Source organism: Bradyrhizobium sp. BR14999 (genome assembly GCF_056106085.1).
Map to the genome: position 1 here is coordinate 3,918,264 of NZ_CM148536.1, position 19,059 is coordinate 3,937,322.

At 59.7% G+C, this 19,059-nt stretch carries 17 protein-coding genes; 3 read left to right on the plus strand and 14 right to left on the minus strand.

Annotated elements, in window-relative coordinates; all coding sequences use genetic code 11:
* Positions 1–456: 456 nt before the first annotated feature.
* Positions 457–1,404, minus strand: coding sequence for a TylF/MycF/NovP-related O-methyltransferase (locus ACR9YP_RS18005; protein WP_474220630.1), 948 nt, complete (start codon positions 1,402–1,404; stop codon positions 457–459).
* A gap of 646 nt (positions 1,405–2,050) precedes the next feature.
* Between ACR9YP_RS18005 and ACR9YP_RS18010 the strand changes: the two genes are divergently transcribed.
* Positions 2,051–3,082: a TylF/MycF/NovP-related O-methyltransferase gene (locus tag ACR9YP_RS18010; protein WP_474220631.1), complete on the plus strand. Its 1,032-nt coding sequence runs from the start codon at positions 2,051–2,053 to the stop codon at positions 3,080–3,082.
* An 80-nt stretch (positions 3,083–3,162) separates the two neighbouring features.
* Here the strand turns inward: ACR9YP_RS18010 and ACR9YP_RS18015 are convergent, their stop codons facing one another.
* The 11 genes from ACR9YP_RS18015 to ACR9YP_RS18065 all read right to left on the minus strand — a co-directional run bounded on the left by ACR9YP_RS18015 (position 3,163) and on the right by ACR9YP_RS18065 (position 13,252).
* A complete protein-coding gene (locus tag ACR9YP_RS18015) occupies positions 3,163–3,825 on the minus strand; it encodes a class I SAM-dependent methyltransferase (protein ID WP_474220632.1) in 663 nt (220 codons plus the stop codon).
* 36 nt (positions 3,826–3,861) lie between these two features.
* Positions 3,862–4,890, minus strand: a complete 1,029-nt coding sequence (locus ACR9YP_RS18020; RefSeq protein ID WP_474220633.1) for an aminoglycoside phosphotransferase family protein — start codon at positions 4,888–4,890, stop codon at positions 3,862–3,864.
* The gene (locus ACR9YP_RS18025) at positions 4,877–5,494 is read right to left on the minus strand and encodes an HAD family hydrolase (RefSeq protein WP_474220634.1); all 618 of its coding nucleotides are present in this window, start codon (positions 5,492–5,494) and stop codon (positions 4,877–4,879) included. Before ACR9YP_RS18025 ends, ACR9YP_RS18020 begins: the two co-directional genes overlap by 14 nt.
* A 15-nt stretch (positions 5,495–5,509) precedes the next feature.
* Positions 5,510–6,547 carry a zinc-binding dehydrogenase gene (locus ACR9YP_RS18030; protein ID WP_474220635.1) on the minus strand — a complete coding sequence of 346 codons (1,038 nt, stop codon included), beginning with the start codon at positions 6,545–6,547 and terminating at the stop codon, positions 5,510–5,512.
* 11 nt (positions 6,548–6,558) lie between these two features.
* Positions 6,559–7,482 (minus strand): transketolase family protein, encoded by a 924-nt coding sequence (locus tag ACR9YP_RS18035; RefSeq protein ID WP_474220636.1) that lies wholly within the window; start codon positions 7,480–7,482, stop codon positions 6,559–6,561.
* Complete coding sequence (locus ACR9YP_RS18040) at positions 7,479–8,327, minus strand: transketolase (RefSeq protein WP_474220637.1); 849 nt, start codon at positions 8,325–8,327, stop codon at positions 7,479–7,481. Before ACR9YP_RS18040 ends, ACR9YP_RS18035 begins: the two co-directional genes overlap by 4 nt.
* Positions 8,328–8,364: 37 nt before the next feature.
* On the minus strand, positions 8,365–9,363 hold the full coding sequence (locus ACR9YP_RS18045) for a GDP-mannose 4,6-dehydratase (protein ID WP_474220638.1): 999 nt from the start codon (positions 9,361–9,363) through the stop codon (positions 8,365–8,367).
* A gap of 13 nt (positions 9,364–9,376) precedes the next feature.
* The gene (locus tag ACR9YP_RS18050; protein ID WP_474220639.1) at positions 9,377–9,982 is read right to left on the minus strand and encodes an SIS domain-containing protein; all 606 of its coding nucleotides are present in this window, start codon (positions 9,980–9,982) and stop codon (positions 9,377–9,379) included.
* Entirely contained in the window at positions 9,979–10,917 is a 939-nt protein-coding gene (locus ACR9YP_RS18055) for an NAD-dependent epimerase/dehydratase family protein (RefSeq protein ID WP_474220640.1), read from the minus strand. Before ACR9YP_RS18055 ends, ACR9YP_RS18050 begins: the two co-directional genes overlap by 4 nt.
* Before the next feature lie 83 nt (positions 10,918–11,000).
* Positions 11,001–11,735 carry a nucleotidyltransferase family protein gene (locus ACR9YP_RS18060; RefSeq protein ID WP_474220641.1) on the minus strand — a complete coding sequence of 245 codons (735 nt, stop codon included), beginning with the start codon at positions 11,733–11,735 and terminating at the stop codon, positions 11,001–11,003.
* An 11-nt stretch (positions 11,736–11,746) separates the two neighbouring features.
* Positions 11,747–13,252: a PfkB family carbohydrate kinase gene (locus ACR9YP_RS18065; protein WP_474220642.1), complete on the minus strand. Its 1,506-nt coding sequence runs from the start codon at positions 13,250–13,252 to the stop codon at positions 11,747–11,749.
* A gap of 229 nt (positions 13,253–13,481) precedes the next feature.
* Here ACR9YP_RS18065 and ACR9YP_RS18070 point away from each other — a divergent pair, with 229 nt between their 5' ends.
* Positions 13,482–14,741, plus strand: coding sequence for an acyltransferase family protein (locus ACR9YP_RS18070; RefSeq protein WP_474220643.1), 1,260 nt, complete (start codon positions 13,482–13,484; stop codon positions 14,739–14,741).
* A 105-nt stretch (positions 14,742–14,846) separates the two neighbouring features.
* Positions 14,847–15,932: a hypothetical protein gene (locus tag ACR9YP_RS18075; RefSeq protein WP_474220645.1), complete on the plus strand. Its 1,086-nt coding sequence runs from the start codon at positions 14,847–14,849 to the stop codon at positions 15,930–15,932.
* A 20-nt stretch (positions 15,933–15,952) separates the two neighbouring features.
* Here ACR9YP_RS18075 and ACR9YP_RS18080 read toward each other — a convergent pair whose 3' ends face one another.
* The gene (locus ACR9YP_RS18080) at positions 15,953–17,101 is read right to left on the minus strand and encodes a hypothetical protein (protein WP_474220646.1); all 1,149 of its coding nucleotides are present in this window, start codon (positions 17,099–17,101) and stop codon (positions 15,953–15,955) included.
* A 111-nt stretch (positions 17,102–17,212) separates the two neighbouring features.
* Positions 17,213–18,715: an MBOAT family O-acyltransferase gene (locus ACR9YP_RS18085; RefSeq protein WP_474220648.1), complete on the minus strand. Its 1,503-nt coding sequence runs from the start codon at positions 18,713–18,715 to the stop codon at positions 17,213–17,215.
* Positions 18,716–19,059 lie beyond the last annotated feature (344 nt).

Here is a 19,059-nt window from a genome sequence, read left to right on the forward strand (position 1 = left end):
GCATCCTGATGTTGTCATTCTCTACGCGACTTGGGGACAAGCCGAGCCCACTTGCGCAAGGATCTGCGACGCACGGTGTCACAGCTTCGAGCCGCCAGTGTTGCGCGGATCGTTCTCATGGGCCCTCCGCCGAGCTGGCAAGGTGCGGGGTTGTCCGAGAACGTCCTGGACTACTACCGACAAACGGGGACAGTGCTGCCGGCGCGGACTTTCTATCGCTCGAACGACGAATGGACGCGAGGCCGAGATGCTTTGCTCGCGCTCTGTCGGGCGAACTCGGCATCAATTACATCTCGATGCGCAATGTCTTCTGCAACGATGATGGCTGCCTGACCCGGACCGGGCCGAACGGACAGGAGTTGACCGCGTTCGACCCCGGCCATCTCACCGTGCCAGGCTCGATCTTCCCGGTTGGCCGGACAATCGACGGCATGCGCAATTCTGGCGCTTTGCCCCCTACTCAGGGTCGGCAGGGATGCCGTGATAGGAATGGATGATGAACCTCGTTCCACCGACTGAGTAATCTCCCCCGTTGCTGGCTTCGATGTGGAACTTCTCCACCAGTTCCTTCCAGGCCTGCCGTTCACCGGTGGTCGGAAGCGCGCGATTGGCATTCCAGTCGTCGAAACAGAGGATGGCCCCAGTGGAGATCATCCCTCGTGCGAACAGCGGTTCGAGCGCATCGATCGTAGATTGATACAGATCGCCATCGAAGTGGATCATCGCAAATCGTGTTTCGGGCGGAAGCGTCTTAACGGTGTCAGCAAACCAGCCCTCATAGAGTTCGAAGCGATGCGGAGGGAGGACTTTCCCGATCAACTTGCGCAGCTCCGGCGCCGCAAGCACCTTGCAACCTCCCTTGGCCCACGCACCGGACACGACGTGAGGCGAGATCTGGTCGATCGGCGATGTTATTTCCGGCAGGCCCTCGAAGCTGTCAAACAGCCGCAGCTTACGGAACGGGTTCTCGCCGGAAGCGCTCTTGCCGAGCGGCTGTCGCTGGAAATCGAAGACCATGGAAAGGGCGATCGTCCTCGCGCTGAAGCCGCCCATCGTGCCAAATTCGGCGATGTCACCGTTGACGTGAGAACCGTTGATGTACTGTACGCAGAGCGTCAGTGCTTTCGCGATCTCCCGCGCCGGCAGGATGAGAACATCTTCATAGCCATAAAACCACGCCGGTGAAGCAATCTGTCGGGCCTTGTATTTCTCGAGCGCGATGTCCTGGATCGTTCGTCCATCATCGACGTCCGGCTGAGAAATCGACTTTGCAGGCGTCGTCGCCGGTCCGTAGGGCCAGGGCAGTGGTGGCTCCGACATGATGGCCCGTTTCACGGAACGCAACCAATATAGCGCCGACGATGAGAGCGAATTCGCCAGCGCCGACTTCAATTGGGTGAGCATTCAATATCTCCGACGCGGTACCGTTCAGTTGCTGAGGCGACGCTTGACGAAGAGTGCCTAAGGCACTGCTATCGATCAATCCGCTTAACGTTCCTGAGGGGGCTGTGCAAGGGGGAAGCTCTGTCGCTGGCGGATCAAGACAGGTTGGCAATCTTATCTAAGCACGGTCATGGCCTTTCCGACGGTCACTGGTTTGGCGGTTGGAGGAGGATGTCCAACCGGTCGTGGACCATCGCTTCGTTGAGCGCCAATGGCATAAAGTCCAGATCAAATGCAAAGCGCGTCTCGGGCGGGATGAGGGAGCCCCACCAAGTGCCTGTTGCAAGGCAGCTAAACCTTAAGTCGTGCCGTCACTATCCAGCGAATCCCGGCTTTCCCTCATTTGCTACCACTTGCATCCAATTTGCAGATTGCATCTCCAGATAGCGACGTGATTTATTGCCACTTGCGCGATTGGGGCGGCTCGTGGGACAGTAGGGCTCGGATTGCCACAAGCGACGCTGTACAAACCGTATTTCGGGACACGCAGATGGGATTGATCTAGTCCGGCAAGACCATCACTAATCAGATGTTGCGTTCGCTCGGCTTACAGTTGGTGCGAACGGACACCCTCGATCGATTGACTGCGAGGGGACACGAAATCCCATTGACGGGGGAGCAGGCGAAGCACCGCAATCCTATTTTAGCAACGGTTACGCAGCTTGCAATTGATCCTTTCGCCAAGCAGGTGGAGGACGCGTTCCAGGGCAGCGTCGAGACCAACAGGTTTCATATGACGCCCCGCGATGGCGACCCATCTGAAACAGTGAGCAAGGCATACCTGACCACATTGCAACGTGAGTCGGCAGCACTTCGTGCCCAGGGTGACGAATTGGTGCGGTTGCGGCGGACGGTCGAGATTTTGTCAGCCGGCGCGCCGACCGCTCGGCAATCTTCTCAACCCACTAGCGCTGAGGCCCACCTTGCCGATGACGGCTTATACGTGCCGATTTACGATTTTGATGGGCTGCGAACCGATCCATTTATTATTCACAATCACGATTTCATGCGGAACCGAAGGTTCGTTGCCGCCTATAAACGTGCAATTCAGGCGACGGTCATCGATCATCACTACTATTGGCGCGTACACGTTGCCTTGTGGTGCGCCAGTTTGGCTCTCAAGCTGAACGGTTCCTTTGTCGAATGCGGTGTTTGGAAGGGGTTGTTAAGTACCGCTATCGCGTCCTATTTCGGTTGGAATGATATCGGCAGAAAGTTTTTTCTGTTCGACACGTTCCGCGGTGTTGATGAAACTCAATTGTCGGACGAAGAACTTATCAACGTCCCGCATTTCCGTGTCGGTTTTGGGGAAGACATCTATGACCATGTGCTCAGGAATTTCGCCGAATTCAAAGACATCGTGATTATCCGCGGCAGCGTTCCTGATACGCTGCCAAGCGCCAACATCGACAAAGTTGCCTATCTCTCAATCGATATGAACAACGCGGCGCCCGAGATCGCCGCGGCGAACTATTTCTGGGACCGGTTGTCGCCCGGCGCGCCCATTTTGCTGGATGACTATGGTTTCGTCCGCTACGAACTACAGAAGCAGGCGTTCGATGCCTTCGCCGCACAGCGCGGAGTGGAGGTATTGGCGCTGCCGACAGGGCAAGGCTTGATCATCAAGCCCGGCTCCTAAGCATAAGATTGGGTATGTCCATCAGCTGGGGCGGGCCCGCATCTCTGGACTCGTCGCAGTGGGGCGACGATCGGCAGGCATCATTCGAAGAAAATAAACTCGTGATCGCCGGTGTAGCCGGATTTCTTGAATTCGAAATCCCATTCTTTCGGGGTGTGGAAGATGCGGCAGGTCAGCTGCCAGTACATCAGGTTTACCTTCTCACGCTCGTTGCGATAGCCCTCGACGCAGAGATATTTGGCGCCGCGGCCGACACGCTCCATCTCGCGCAGTGCCGAGTCGAGGTCATAGTTGTAGAGATTGTGAAGTGTATTGATCGAGATGACGAGGTCAAAATGGTTGTCGGGCCAGGGCAGCTTCGACGCGCTGCCAACCTGGCAGAACGGCTTCACGCTCTCCATCGTATGCGCGACGCCATAGGAAGAGATGTCGATGCCGGCGACCTCGAGTTCCGGAATAGCCTCGCGGAAATCGTGCAGGATAAAACCCTTGCCGGAGCCGACATCGAGCACGCGCATGCCCGGCTTGATGCCGTAAGTTTCGATCATGGCATCCGCAACCTTGCGCCAGCGACCGTCATATTTATAGCCGCCATAGCCGGTCTCGCGGCTGCCGTCCCAATAGTCATAGTCGAACTTGATCGCCATTTCCGCGACATCGCCCTTGTCGCGTTGGGTGACGCGCGCGATGTAATCGCGCTTGGTCGATTTGTGGACGAGACTGACGAACTCGCGATAGGCCATGAGGTTCTCCGGATGTGAGGATGTCGTTTACGATGTCTAGGCGGGGATCAGGGCGAGCTTCGCTTCGGCTTTCGCGAGCTGCGCCGCGCAGCGCTCCTCCCACGCGCCAGTGTCGGCAAAAGCCCGCCGGGCTGCGCCGAGCGGCAGGAAGTCGTTGAGGATGATGCAGGTCCATTTGACCTGGTAGGCGTCGAGAAGCAGGCGGCAACGGACGACGCTGGCGGCATCGAGGCCGAGGCCCACTGCCATGCGATCGATGAAATGACCATGCAATGACAACGGCACTGGCACTTCCGGCTGGCAGAAGAAGTCGGAGACCAGCTTGGCCACATCGTCGCGGCCGGCATATTCGAAATCGAGGAAGGTCAGTTTGCCGTTATCGTCTATCAACGCATTGTGGAAGCCGAAATCGGACGGTGACAGGCAGCTCTCGTCTGCGCCGAGTGCCTGACCGACCGAGAATCCGGCCGCGCCGGCCGCAATCTTCGCCTTCACGGCGTCCCACGCCGGCTGCAGTCTGGTCGCAATGAAGTGGCGCGCTCTCGCGACGTAGGGGACGTCATCATCAAGCTTGGCAAGCCGGCCGACCCGGCGCTCGATCGTGCCGATATGATCGGTCAGCGAGAAGCAGGCTTCCGAGCCCGGCGCCAAAGCAGGGCGGGGCTGTTCGTTGACCGCGAGCACGAAATCGATTGCCGCGTCGACATGCGCTTCCGTCAATTCGGATGCGGTGAGTTTGCGCCCCTGCACGAAGCTGTAGAGGCCCGCCCGTTCGGTGCGGTCACAGGCCAGCGGCTCAGGCACGACGTGACTGCCGCGCGTCCATGCGTGCGTGATGAAACTCCATTCCGCACCGAGCCGGTCGCGGGTGTCGCGCGCGTCGGTGAAATAGCGCTTCAGCACCAGGGGACCGTCGTCGGTTTCGAGCCGGTAGACTAGGTTGTTGCGGCCGCCGGCCAGCCGCGCCAGTCCGCGCGGTGTGCTCCGATCGACCTCCGCAGTCAAGCGCTGGGCGAGCGCCAGCAACGCGGCGTCGGTCTCGGGGAGGGCGTCAGGCGCATTCACGGACGAAATCCGCCGCGATCTCCGCCCAGGACGCGCGGCGATCGAATTGGGCTGCCTTGCCCGCGAACTGGTTCTCGGGGTCGAACAGGATCTTTCGGGTCCCCTCGGCGAAGCCGGCCATGCCGAGGATTTCCGGCAGGTCGTCGATAAAGACCTCGCAGGCGAGGGTCCCGGCGCGGGCGACCTTCTCTTCCTTCGTCAGCTCGAAGAAGACCCGTTCGGGCGCGATCTGGTCTGTGCCCAATCCCATAAGGCCGCGGTCAGTCAGGAAGCCGCGCGCAGCGGCATGCATGTCATGCTTTGGCCCGAGGATCGGGTGCCTAGTCTTGTGGCTGACGATGAAGAGGTCGTGGCCGGCCTTGCGGGCGGCAGTGACGAATTCGGCTAGGCCGGGGTAGGGCGACACCAGATCCATCCGGGCGCCGTAGACATAGCCCTGAAGTTCGGTGAAATCGTCCTTGCGTCCGGAGCCGTTGAGATGGTCACGAACGCTGTTCTTGTCGCGGCCGAGCTCAGCCGGGATCAGGCCGCGCTCCAGCGCCGCCGCATGAAACACGCCGTCATAGCACGCGATCGTGTTGTCGAAGTCGATCCCGATCCGCATCACTTCACCTGACGATCAGCGCAGCGACATGTCGATGAGCGGGCGGCCGACCTTGCCTGCCGCCAAATCCTGCAGCGCCTGATCAGCCTGGGCGAGGCTGTAGGGCTTGGAAAGCAGGTCTCGCACCGGGAACCGGCCGGAGCTCAGCAGCCGCCCGTATCGTCCGTAATCGCGATCCGGCACGCTGTCGCCGCCCCAGGTGCCGAGCAGGCTCTTGCCCTGGTTGAAGACGCCTGGATTGAGCGGTAGCACCGCGCCATGCTTGGCATTGCCAATCACGACGGCGCGGCCCCCCTGCTGCCGGGTGGAATTAATGGCCTGTTCCATCACAGCCGGGATGCCGGACGATTCGACAGCCAGATCAACGCCTTGTGGCACGAGCTTCTTGATCTCGGCCAGCACGTCGCCAGTGGCGTCGATCACATGGGTCGCGCCATAGATCTTGGCCAGCGCCCGGCGTGTCGGATTTGGGTCGATGCCAATCACCGGCATGGCGCCGGCGAGCGCCGCTGCCATCAACGCGTTGAGACCAATGCCGCCGGTACCGAACACGGCGACCGCATCGCCCGGCTGGACCTTGAGCACGTTGTAGACTGCGCCCATGCCGGTCGGCGCGGCGCAGCCGAGCAGCACGGCAACATCCATCGGCAGGTCTGATGGCAGCAGGGTCAGGCGGTTCTCGCTGACCACAGAATGGCGCTGGAAGGTTGTGACGCCGCCGGCATTGACCTTTTTGCCATCCCAGTCATAGACGGCACCGCCTGCCTCGATGCCCGTGCCCTTGATCCAGGACAGCACGACCTTGTCGCCGGCCTTGACCTTGGTGACGGCGCTGCCGACCTCCAATACTATGCCGGTGCCTTCGTGGCCGAGGCAATGCGGTACCCATTTGTCCTCGCCCTTGTCGCCGCGCCATTCCATCACCTGCGTGCCGCAGGCGCCGGAATAGGCGATCTCGACGAGCACCTGCCCAGGCTTCAAGGCCGGCGTCTCAATGTCGGCCAGCACGAGCGGTTGGCCGGTCTGGATCAGGAGGGCAGCTTGGGTTTTCATTAGCTAAAATCTCAGCTCAATGCGTGGACGATCTTGTCCGCGATCTGGTGGCCGGTGAGTCCCAGCACTTCGCGGGCATATTCCTGTTCACCAGACTTCTTGAAGAAGGCGTCGGGCGTGCCAAATCGGATGAACTTCTTCGCCTGGGTCTCGGTGTCGACCAGCCATTCGGAGACGGCGGCGCCGAAGCCGCCGATCAGCGAATGCTCCTCGATGGTCGCGACCAGCTTGAAGCGGGCAAAGGTCTGCTTCAGGTTGTCCTCATCGAGCGGCTTCACGGTGTGGAAGCTCACGACCTCCGCCGAGATATCCTTATTCTTCAGCACACGCGCGGCCTCGATCGCCTCGGGCAGCATGTTGCCGGTCGAGAGCAGGCAGACGTCGCTGCCTTCCTCGATCGTGATGGCCTTGCCGATCTTGAAGTCGGCGATCGGGCCCTTGTGCACGACTGGCTCGCCCTTTTTGCCCATGCGAATGTAGACCGGACGGTCCTGCTCCATGGCAGCGCGCAGCGCGCCGCGCACCTCGAAGGCGTCGCCCGGGCAGATCACGACCATGTTCGGGATCGAGCGCAGGAATGAGATGTCCTCGCAGGCATGGTGGGTCGGACCGAGGCCGGAATAGGCCAGCCCGGCGCCGACCGCGACGATGGTCACTGGCGCCTCGTGATAGCAGACGTCGGTGCGGATCTGCTCCAGGCAGCGTGTCGTCACGAACGGGGTGATGGTGTAGGCCACCGGCCGCAGGCCGTTCATCGCCATGCCCGCGGCGACACCCATCATGTTGGCTTCGGCCACGCCGCAGTTGAAAAAGCGGCTGGGGTGCTTGTCCTTGAACTTGTCGAACAAGCGGTTACCGATGTCGCCCGAGAGCATGACAACGCGGGAATCCTCGTTGCCGAGCTTGGTCAGTTCGTCGGCGAATGCGTTTCTCATGACAGGCCAAGCTCCTTGTGCGCCTTGAAGACTTCCTCTGTGGTCGGCGCGCGATAGTGCCAGTTGTTGTCGTCCTCCATGAACGACACGCCTTTCCCCTTCACGGTGTGCGCGATCAGCGCGACCGGCTTGCCCGAGCCGTTCGGAATGCGCTGCATGGCCTCTGCCAGCGCACCAACGTCGTGACCGTCGATTTCATGGGCATCCCAGCCGAACGTGGCCCATTTGTCGCGGAGCGGCGCCAGCATCAGCGTTTCGTTGGAGCGCGCGGTCGCCTGCCACTTGTTGTAGTCTACGACGACGCAGACGTTTTCGAGCTTCTGGGCCGCGGCAAACATCGCAGCCTCCCACACCGAGCCTTCGTTGTTCTCGCCATCGGAGAGGAGTGCAAAGACGCGGAAAGTTTGGCCCTTGATGCGTCCCGACAGCGCCATGCCGCAGCCGAGCGGCAGGCCATGCCCGAGCGAGCCGGTCGCGGCCTCGACACCGGGCAACAGATTTGCAGGCGGGTGCTCGGCGAGCCGCCCGCCATCCTTGCAATAGGTGTCGAGCTCTTCGAACGGGAAATAGCCCTTCATCGCGAGTGTCGCATAGAGCGCCGCCGCAGCATGGCCCTTAGACAGGATGAAGCGATCACGGAATGGATCCGTCGGCTTCTTCGGATCGACGTTGAGGACATGCCAGTAGGCTGCGGTCATCACGTCCGCGCAGGATAGCGAGGACGCCAGATGAGCAGCTTGGGCTGCATGCGACATCTCGATGATCTTGCCGCGAAGCCGCGCTGCCTGCAGCTTCAGCGCGCCAGCATCGACTGGCGCAGTGGTTGTCCGGACTGCAACGTTCATCGTGCTCTCCAGTCCCGCACCTCCAAGTGCGCGGTCTTCAAGGTTTGTGTTCGTACTTGGTAGGCAGCTTCGGAAGATCGGCGCGGAAGCGCTCGGCCCAGGCGATCACATCGTCGATGCCCTGCTGCAGCGAGAAGGCGTCGCGCCAGCCAAGTTCGGTGCGCAGTTTGAAACTGTCGAGCTTATAGGCGGTGTCCTTGCCGGGACGCTCGGGGCCGATCTCAACGCATTCTTCGAAGGATTTGCCGAGCCGCTTCAAGATCATCTCGACCAGCGCGCGGATCGAGACCAGCTCATAACCAGAAATGTGATAGGTCTCGCCGAGCGCGCCGCCCTGCGCGATCTTGAGCGTCGCATCCGACACGTCGGTCATGTGGATGAAGACGCGCACCGACTTGCCGCCGCCGTCAAGCCGCAGCTTCTGGCCGCCGATGGCGGCGACGATAGTGCGCGGCACGATCCGATAGAGCTGCTGGCCGGGGCCATAGACATTGGCCGCGCGGGTGAAGACCACGGGGAACTGATAGTTCGCAAAATAGGTGCGCAGGCTCATGTCGCCGGCTGCGCGCGACACCGCATAGGGCGTCGACGGATTGAAGGGAGCGTCTTCCTTCACCCAGCCTTCGGTCGAGCCATAGACCTCGGGCGTCGTCACGTGGACATAGCGCTCCAGCCCATCATAGTTGCGCAGGATGTCGTGCAGCCGCACCGCGGAGACGACGTTGGTCATCATCCAGTGGTCCGGATAGATCCAGCTCTCGCCTACCATGCTTTGCGCGGCGAAGTTGACCACATGGGTCGGACGCTCGGCTGAAAGCAGCGACTTCAGCGTGTCGAGATCGTTGTTGAGATCGACCCGCTTGAAACGAACCTTGCCCAGTCGCTTCTGCCACTTGTAGGGCAGGAACGCGTCATGCGGCTCGTCCGACCGACTGGTGACCAGCACGTCATAGCCTTTAGCCGCGAGATAATCGGCAAAGGTCGCACCCGAAAATGAGTTCGAGCCCAGGATCAGAAACTTTTCTTGCCCCACCATCGCAATCCGCTTGTCAGCTTGGGTTCCGCACGATTTCGCCGCGCTGGCGGTACAGCCACTGCATCAGCATGTGGCCGATTATCGTCTGGGCGTCTTCGGAAATCTGCATGTCGTCGATCGCGAAATGGATCGGCACGTCGGCCAGCGCCTTCGACTTGCCGCCGGAATAGCCGAGCACGGCATAGCTCGTCATGCCGATCTTCTGGGCCTCTTCCAGCGCCTTTACGATGTTCGGTGAATTGCCCGAGCCGGAGAAGGCGATCAGCACGTCGCCCTTGCGCGCCAGTACCGCAAGCTGGAGCGCGAATACCTGATCATAGCCCTCGTCATTGGCAAGGGAGGTGATGACGGACGGATTGGCCGAGAGCGAGTGCACGCGCAGGCCCGAGCCCGGCGTCTTCGACAGCGCGTAGAGGAAATCGTTGGCGAGGTGATTGGCGTTGCCGCCGCTGCCGCCATTGCCGCAGAAGAACACCTGCCGACCCGTTTGCCAGCAATCGCGCAGATCGTAGGCGAGGCGCTCGACAGGGCTCCAGTCGAAGTTTTCGAGAAGAGCGGAAAGCCTTTTGGAATAGTCGCTGAACAATTTGTTCGGCGTCGAGAAGGCAGGCGCGTTCATGACACGACCTCCCTTTCCATCCACTTCAGATTGTACCACCGATCGTCGTCCTTGAGCTGTCCCTGGGAATACATGCCGATCAGCTCCTTGATCGCGTCTTCCACGGTCTTCTTCGGCCGAAAGCCGGTCGCCAGCAGACGGTCGGAATTGACGCGGTAGCTGCGCGGGTCATTGGACGGTGTCACCACGACCTCAGCCTTGACGTGCTTGGTCACGAGCTTGGCGATATCGAGGATCGATATGTTCTCGAAGCCAGCATTGAAGACGCCGGTGTGTTCGGGGTGATCGAGCAGGAACAGATAGAGGTCGGTGATGTCGTCGATATGGATGTTGGGGCGGGTCTGGTCGCCGCCGAACACGGTGATGCGGCCGTTCATCAGCGCCTGCATGGTCAGCATGTTCACGGAAACGTCGAGCCGCTGGCGGGGGGAGTAGCCGCAGACGGTCGCTGGCCGCACGATCTGCACCACCATGTCGTCCTTGTAGGACAACACAATGCGCTCGCCGCACATCTTCGTCTTGTTGTATTCGGAGATCGGCAGCAGCTCGAGGTCTTCCGTGACCTGCTCCTCTTCCTTTACGCCATAGACGCTGCCGGAGGATGCATAGATGAGGCGCTTAATGCCGTGGCGGTACGCGCGGTCGGCAAGCTGCATCGTCGCGAGGCAGGAGATCTCCCAGGTCAGCTTCGGATCGAGATCGCCGCAGGGATCGTTGGCGACGCTGGACAGATGGATGATGGCATCGACGCCGGTGAGATCGATCGCGTCCGGGTTGCGCACGTCGCCCTTGACGACGGTGAGATCCGAATGCGACTCGAGGAAATTGCCGAACCACATGACGTCAAACGCCACCACCTTGTGGCCGGCCTTGAGCAGCTTGGGAACGAGGACGCTACCCTTGTAGCCACACGCGCCGGTCACAAAAATCTTCATCGTCTTGTCGCTCCTAGAATTTTGCCCCGCGCCCCGTCAACCCAATTTGCCGTCTCCGGCAGGACGGAGGCCGAGACCGGCGATCATGATCGCTCAGTGACAACCCGCTCATGGCGCGGCTTTTGCTTAAACTCAGAATGAGCTCGGCGCAAGCTTTCTGGATTGCCGATGTCCCGATGATAACCTGCTGTCTCCACACATAGAATTCGTCCCATATAGTTCGGGATGATTTCGGTGGACAGATCGACTACAGCTTTTCCAAGTCTCGCGATGTCCGAGATCACCTCGGGCTCGAAAATGTAGACCGCGCCGTTGGCGAGGTTCCCCGGCGGGTTTGTAGCTTTCTCGTGGAAGGCGAGCACCGTGTTTTGCCGGTCGAGCTCGAGAATTCCGCAAGAAGGCGGGTCGTCGGTGCGGAATCCAAGCATGGTCATGACATGGCCCGCTGGGCGATTGCGGTGAGCCGTGATGAAGCTTGGCACGTCGAAATCGGTCAAATTGTCGGCGTGCGCCACCAGGAAAGTATCACTCTGGAACCAGTCGCGATTGGCGAGCACGGTGCCGCCGGTCCCGAGCAGTTCGTCTTCGTGCACAAGGTCAATCCGGGAGCGCCAGCGTGAAGCCGCCACGTGCTCCCGCACCTGGACGGCAAGCCAATGCGTGTTCAGAAGCGCACGCTCGATCCCGCCCTCGAAGACGAGGTCGAGCCAGTAGTCCAGCAGCGGACGATCGTGCACCCGCACCAGGCATTTGGGCGTGGTGTTGGTCAGCGGTCGCAGCCGGCTTCCGATTCCCGCCGCAAGCAGCAGCGCGCGCATGGGGATATCCGTTACTCGTGCGTGAAACCGGACTCGTCGATCTCGGTAACGAGTTCGGTGGTGGTGAGCGGGAGGTTGCCGACGCGGGAAACCTGCAGTGCCGCCGCCAGCGAGCCGAGATATGAAGCCTCCCAGATGTCGGCGCCGGCCCGCAGCGCCATCGAAGAGGCCATGAACAGGCTGTCCCCAGCACCAGAGACGTCCTTCGGCGACGGGTTGAAGGCTGGCAGGCGGTCGGAGTTGTGTACGCCATCGCTCATGGTGTTGACCAGCACGCCTTCCGCGCCAAGCGTGATGACGAGGTTCTTCGTCCGCGCCTTTTCGATAAGGCGCTCGCTAATGACCGCTAAGCCCGAAGCGAAATCGTTGAGCGCCACACGCGCTTCGCGCTCGGTCGGAGTGAGAAGTGTCATGTCCTTGAAGCGGGAGACGTCGCCGGTCTGCGAGGAGACCTGGCTGTCGGCGCCCATCATGACGCCCCTCGCGCGGGCCCGGTCGGCGATGGCGTCGACCAAGTCTTGCGGCAGGCAGCCATAGTTGAAGCAAGAAAACAACAAAAGGTCGCTAGTCTTGAGCGCGGCCTCCACCGCGCTCAGCATCTGGCGCTGGATGTCGGTATTGGTTGCATGTTGCCGAAGATGATTGACGCGCAGCAGCGTCTTGTTCAGTGCGCGGAATCGCTGCTTGCGCGTTGTCGGTCGGCTTTCGTCCACAAAGGTCTCGCAGACGACGCCATGGTGCTCGAGCATGTCGCGGGCAAAGCTCGCCGCCTCGTCATTGCCGACCAGGGTGAAGAACTGGACGTCGGCCCCGAGGCCATGCGCATGGGAGGCAACCGCGCCAGCGCCGCCGACAAAGGTGCGCGTCAACAAGGGGGTGACCACGATGGTCGGATCTTCCTGCGACATGCCCACCGCATCGCAGGTCACATATTCGTCGACGATCAGATCGCCGATGACGGCAACCCGCATGCCCGACAGCTTGCCGAGTAGCCGCTTCAAGCCCGAGATTTCAAAACCATGGCGCGTGGGGAACTCGATCGGCTTACGGACGGTGGAGATGTCGACATTGGCGTCGCGTTCCAACAGAGCGAGTGAAGCGAATCGTAGTTCTCCAGAGGAGAAGATCAACCTGCCGCCATAGCTTTCGACGACTTCCTGTTCGGGATTGGAGCGGTCTTCGAACTCCTTGCCCTTGACCACGATGGAGGGTTTCAGCCGCGCGATGAACTCGGGGGCGGATTGTTCAAGCCGCACCACGTGTTGGACGAAGGCGATCGAGCGCACGTTCTCGAGCCGCATCTCCTGGGCGACCGTCACGCCCTTCGTGGAATCGGGATTGACTCCGACGACAAGAAGATCGGCCTGTTCCGCCGCAAACTTCAAAAGCCGCAAATGCCCGGGATGGACGACATTGAAGTTGCCGGAGACGAACGCAATGGTCTGGTCCGCGCGGCAGGACGCGCGAATTTCCTGGCAGACGACATCGGCGTGCGAAGTATCGATCAACTGGTGCAAGGATCCCCCTTTTACCCCATCCCCGTCGCTTCAAAGCCCTCAAAGGATTGACGAGAAGTCGAACGAATAGCCCAACTCACCCACAGAGAGAAGCAAATCGTAACTCGTTCTTGCTGAGTTTTGTGACAGTTTCGAGGCCGCCTTGAAAAGGCTGGGCTTTTTTGCTTTCCGGGTTCAAGTTCCGCCGAGGGGGACTTAGCGCGCAAGTTTGCTTTGGGAGAACTTTCCGTTGGCGGCTGCAAGTAATTTGAGCATGACGTGGGAAGGCTTGGAGTGGGATTGCCCTAAGAGGGCGGTGTTGGAGATGGGGGCTGTTCGGGTGAAAGAAAGTTACCGCTTCATCGGGTCGTTGACTGGGCTCAGATATATCGCGGCCGTGACCGTCGCGGTCGGCCACGGCGCGCTGGCGCTGCGCCACGACTGGGTTGCGCAACTGGTGGCGCAGATCAGCAGTATCGGGATGACGTTGTTCTTTGTGCTGAGCGGCTTTGTACTCTGGCTGAATTATGCGGCGAGTTTTGGAGCGAAGCCATTCCCGGAAGCCATGCGCAGCTTTGCGATCGCGCGATTCGCGCGGCTCTATCCGATGTATGCCGTCGTGATCTTGGGCATCATGGCCTTGAAGGGTGGCGATTCGCATGCCCTTGGCTTTGTACTGACGATGACGCAGTCTTGGTTCCCGGCTCTCGATGGCAAAATGTTGGTGGCGGCGATCCCTTCGATCCAACATTTGTGGTCGATTAGCGTCGAGCTTTTCTTCTATCTGCTGTTTCCGCTCATCTGCATTGGGTTTGCTCGTGTGCGACGTCTGGCAACGGTAATGTTGCTTGCGCTCCTGAATCTGCTTGCGTTCACTCTCACAATCTTCGTGTTCTTCCGCTATGGAGAAGTCTTTCTGCAGGCGGTGGCCCCGCGGCTCGCGGGCAGTGGAATGCAGTGGCTGACCTATTACGGGCCATATCTGCACGTCGCGCAGTTTCTGGCCGGCTGTCTGGTAGCGATGATCTATCTTGAGCGAGCTGGGAAGCCTGTTGGCCGCACCGAGGGGAAGCTGGTTGCGATCCTGTTCTGGTTGTCGGTAGCGGGGCTAGCGCTGCTTCCGGTATTGCTTTTCTTTCAGCCGAGTCTGCCGGATGACTACCTCGCAATCGAGCTTGCCGTTCGCATCGGTGAAGTCGCCTTCTTCTCGGTCATCATGCTAGGCGCGAGCCGGTACGGGCTGGCTCGATTTCTGTCATGGCGCGCAATGATCATCGGCGGCGAATGCAGCTACTCGGTTTATCTGCTGCATCCGTTTCTAATGCGGATCGCGATGATCGGGGCACGGGATGTCGTGTCGGTTCCCGAATTCGTGCTTCGGCTTTGCCTGTTCGTAGCAGTGACGACCGTGATTGCACGGGGCGCCTATTCGCTGATCGAAGCGCCGTCGCGCGCATGGCTGAGAAGGGCGCTGGGCACCGCCCCGCGGGACACCCTGCGTACCACATAAAGACTTCATCAAGGCATTGCAGTCGATGTCCGACTTGGATTAACAAGCCTAAAAGTTACCAAGCACCGGAAATCTCGTCCAATCGATTGAGGTCGCCTTTAGGAAATGCAAGACGCAGCTATCTCAGCTTCCAAAGACGAACTCGACGTGATGCCGGCTTGCGGCGTCATGCGCCGCTACTTGCTCACAGTAGTCATTGCGATCCTGCTTGGTCTATCGCTGATGCTCGCGGCGTTCGCTCTTGTCTGCAATGACGGAGGCGCAAGGCACGACTTCTTTTCGCAAATCATGAAGGACGGCGATGCCAACTGGTATCGCAATTACGGCGGGCGTCACATTTCTCAAATCCAGGACCAGGATATTTTCTACAGCAATGTCGGGCACTCCGTCGAATCCGCCAAAGCCGCCGATATCGTGTTTCTCGGCCCGTCTTTTATCAGCTATGCGGTCGATCGCGAGTCTCTGCAGACCTCCGCACAGCTCGGTGGGCTGAAGATCTACAACATGGCCTTCGTCGGCATTCGCGGCGGTGAGTTTTCCCGCCTCCTCATCAAGCGCTGGGGGATCCGGCCCCCTTTGTGGATCGTCAATGTCGATGACCAGTTCGTGCATTTCTTCAGCGACGATCTGAACCTAACGCTCGGTCCTGAAAAGATGCCGATCGCTGCGGTTCAGCGTAGCCAGATGCGTGGCTGGCTCACGGTGATTGGCCGGGATCTCAGGTGGCGCATCGAGGACATCGATGCCGCCTTCCAGCAGGGAAGTTATTCGCTCACGCCTCCCTTCTTCGGTTTGTACCGCAGTGTCGCCAACGGCGACATGCTGCTTGATGCGAATCCCGCGTACGTCGCCAGCGGCAACAAGCCGATGCGCCTTGCGCGGGACGAGAACTGCCATATCAACGCCGCGGTAGTCGAATATGCTCGCAAGTTCCTCGATGAGGTCGGCGGCAACGTGATTCTGACGCTTGTACCGCACAGCCAGTCCTGCCTTCAGCAGGCCAGAGAATTGGCTGAAGCGTTGAATGTGGACTTGATCGCGCCTCCCTTCGATGGAATGACGACCGTCGACGGGGGAGGGCATCTCGACAAGAATGGCGCGAAAATATTCACAAGCTATCTCGCCCGTGAACTCGTGAAGACGGCCGCCTTCAAGCGCGCCTTTCCCGGCGGCGCGAGCGATCCGAAATAGAGCGCTTCGCCTGAGCAGCCTCAGTGGTAGAGGTCGAACAACTCGCCGCTTTTCAGATTCTTCTGAAGATCATATTCCAATGCGGCCTTGTCGATCTGAGGAAACAGTTCCTGAAAATCCTTACGATCCAACAGATCGATGAGCGTGCGCAGCACGCCGCGTTCTGTTGGGTGGGCGGGATCGAAGAAGTTGCTGGCATCCGCGTTCAAAGGATCGCGGCTCATGTCGAAGAATCGGATGCCGAGCCGCGCAAAGCGCTCGGCGGTCACCTCGCTTCGCAGTTCACGCCAAAGCCCCGCGTAGGGCCAATAGGATTGATTCGTATCCATAAAGTCGGTGGCGGTTTTCAGGATCGGGAATTGGATAGCGACCACCGTAAAGCCACGATCGCTAGCCAGCTGCGAGAGCTGCTCGACATATCCGAATTGCCTGTTACTCAGATGCTGTGCGCCAGGAAAAGCGCCCGTGACATTCTCGACGCCTTTGGCTAGCTGCTCGGCGGCGATCCTCCGATAGGCAGGAGCGACGAAAATCGATCCGTCGCTTCGAAATCCGAATTGCCCGCGGGTCGCCTCGGTTCCGAGCAGGCGATTGTGGTCGATCGGCTCGAATTGATCGCGCTCCATCGATGCCAGGAATTCGTCGAGTTTCCAATGGGTCCTATTCGCGAAATCGACGACATCGTGCAGCTTCCTGCGGTGGGAGTCCAGTCCCTGGCGGAAATCCATGGTGCGCTCTTTGCGCCAGGCATCGGCTAGGAAGTCGCCGAACAGGAAGTAATCGAGCGCCACGATCACGACCCGCGGCTTAGCCAAGCGCGTCGCACGGTCGACGAAATCGACGACATGTTCGAGCGGCCAAGCCGTCAGACAGGCATTATACATCGTATAAGGCCGAAACATCTGCGCACGGGCTTGTCCGCAGCGCGAGCTGCCAACCAGCAGCACGTCCGGCTGGACCAGCTTCACCCGCTCGAGCTTATAAGGCGCATAATCCTTGAAGGCGCCGAGCCAAAGCGCCTTGTCCGTCCCTTGCTGTTTGCGCGCGATGGCTGACAGTGGAGCGGTCGCCCCGAGCAGCCAGCCCGCCCATTCGATGGCACTCACGAGCGGCAGGGCCATCATCACGAACAAAAGACCGACAATCGTCAGATACTTCCGCAGCGCCAAGCTTATCCCGACTTGCAGGGGCTGTGAAGACGAAACCACTTCCGATCTCGTGTCCATCGGTTGGACCTCTGACGTGCGGAGCCGCGTGCCGCCGGGGCGGAGCATTGCCGGCTAGAACTGGAAATAAAGGAACTGCGAGCTGTCGCCGGCCACAAGATTGATCACGACCGCAACAAACAGGGCAATTGATGTCGTAATCGCCCAGGCAACCGATGGTCGCCATGTGAGATGGAGAATGCTCCAAGGACGCTCGTTCTTGTAGGTCTCAAGCCCAACGTTCCAGCGCGCAAACATCGCATTCACATTGGGCAAGATGAGGCACGCGATGTAGCCGAGAACGATCGATGCGCCTCCGTAAATGTCAACGATGCGGGCGCCCACCCGGTGCTGGTCGGCGAAGCCTGCCATCGACTGGATCACCCGGACGGCATCATAGAAATCGTCGGCGCGAAAGAAGATCCAGGCAAAGACGACCGCGATCTGGGTCAGGCCGAGCGCGGCGATCGGATACCACCAGGTCCTCGTCATTCTGAAGAGCGCGGGCTGCTTCTTGGTGCGTTCGGTCCAGCGGTGATTGATTGTGAGGAATAATCCGTGCAGCGCGCCCCATATCACGAAGGTCCAGCCGGCGCCGTGCCACAGACCGCCGAGCACCATCGTGGTGGCGAGGTTGATATTGCGACGTCGGTCGCCATGCCGGTTTCCGCCGAGCGGAATGTAGAGATAGTCCCGGAGAAAGCGTGACAGAGAAATATGCCAGCGGCGCCAGAACTCCACGATGCTCCGCGATTTATAGGGCGCATCGAAATTGAACGGCAGCCTGATGCCGAACAGCAGTGACAGCCCGATCGCCATGTCCGAATAGCCGGAGAAATCGAAATAGATCTGCAGCGAATAGGCGAACGCGCCGGCCCACGCGTCCAGAACGTGGAGATGCGCCGTTTTGGCGGTCTGGAACACAGGGGTGGCGATCAGCGCAAAGCCGTCCGCGATGAACGACTTCTTGAATAGGCCGATGGCGAGGATGGTGAGCCCGATCGCTACGTTTTCCGCCGAAATGATCCGGCTGGCCTTGGATCCGAATTGCGGAATCATCTCGCGATGATGAAGGATGGGGCCGGCGATCAAGTGCGGGAAGTAGGTGACGAAAAGTGCGTATTTGGTGAAACTCTTCTCGTTAGGATAGCCGCCATAAACGTCGGCAAGGTAGGCGATCTGCGTGAAGGTGAAGAAGGAGATGCCGAGCGGCAGCACGATCGCCAGCGATGGGTATTTCGAGCGCGTGATCGCATCGAAGATCTGAATGGCGAAGTTGGTGTATTTGAAAAAGCCGAGCGCCAAGAGATTTGCGCTCACCGCGGCGGCGAACACCCATCTCCTGGGTGTACGGTCCGATTGACGTGCGATGAGCAAACCCATCAGGTAGTTGAACAGGATTGATACGAGGATGATGAGAACAAAGCGCACGTCCCAATAGCTGTAAAATACCAGCGATGCCGCAGCGAGCCAGCCCAAGCGCGCGGTCGGCACGTCGACGAGGCGGGCGATAAGGAAATATCCTGCAAAAGTTACTGGTAGGAACAAGAATAGGAATTCAAATTGGGTGAAGAGCATTTGACACCGTCGCGTTCGTCGCCCTAGTCACGGAAGCTGGAACGAACTTTCAGGGAGGCGGAGGCCGCCTTATCGCCCGCTTTTGCTTGCCTGCCAAGTCCTGGCTTCAAGTCCCGGCCAACACGCTGATCACTCTTGCGCATCAAGGCTCCGTTCCCTTGCGGTGCAAGGAAGAGAGAATTTTGAATCTGTCACGAAATCAGCCCGAAACTGCGATACAAGGGATGACGATGTCAGCGAGCAAAATCGATGTCAGTCGTAACGGAACTTCCGCCTCATCCTTCAGAATGAGAAGAGTGGCAAGCTTCGCCACCCTTCTGAGCAGAACGTTATTCCATTTTGAA

Excerpts from the sequence above, each read along its gene's own strand:
- ACR9YP_RS18005 (WP_474220630.1), bottom strand. The coding sequence starts at position 1,404 with ATGCTCACCCAATTGAAGTCGGCGCTGGCGAATTCGCTCTCATCGTCG.
- ACR9YP_RS18050 (WP_474220639.1), bottom strand. The coding sequence starts at position 9,982 with ATGAACGCGCCTGCCTTCTCGACGCCGAACAAATTGTTCAGCGACTAT.
- ACR9YP_RS18075 (WP_474220645.1), top strand. The coding sequence starts at position 14,847 with ATGCAAGACGCAGCTATCTCAGCTTCCAAAGACGAACTCGACGTGATG.
- ACR9YP_RS18030 (WP_474220635.1), bottom strand. The coding sequence starts at position 6,547 with ATGAAAACCCAAGCTGCCCTCCTGATCCAGACCGGCCAACCGCTCGTG.
- ACR9YP_RS18040 (WP_474220637.1), bottom strand. The coding sequence starts at position 8,327 with ATGAACGTTGCAGTCCGGACAACCACTGCGCCAGTCGATGCTGGCGCG.
- ACR9YP_RS18035 (WP_474220636.1), bottom strand. The coding sequence starts at position 7,482 with ATGAGAAACGCATTCGCCGACGAACTGACCAAGCTCGGCAACGAGGAT.
- ACR9YP_RS18085 (WP_474220648.1), bottom strand. The coding sequence starts at position 18,715 with ATGCTCTTCACCCAATTTGAATTCCTATTCTTGTTCCTACCAGTAACT.
- ACR9YP_RS18015 (WP_474220632.1), bottom strand. The coding sequence starts at position 3,825 with ATGGCCTATCGCGAGTTCGTCAGTCTCGTCCACAAATCGACCAAGCGC.
- ACR9YP_RS18055 (WP_474220640.1), bottom strand. The coding sequence starts at position 10,917 with ATGAAGATTTTTGTGACCGGCGCGTGTGGCTACAAGGGTAGCGTCCTC.
- ACR9YP_RS18045 (WP_474220638.1), bottom strand. The coding sequence starts at position 9,363 with ATGGTGGGGCAAGAAAAGTTTCTGATCCTGGGCTCGAACTCATTTTCG.
- ACR9YP_RS18060 (WP_474220641.1), bottom strand. The coding sequence starts at position 11,735 with ATGCGCGCGCTGCTGCTTGCGGCGGGAATCGGAAGCCGGCTGCGACCG.
- ACR9YP_RS18025 (WP_474220634.1), bottom strand. The coding sequence starts at position 5,494 with ATGCGGATCGGGATCGACTTCGACAACACGATCGCGTGCTATGACGGC.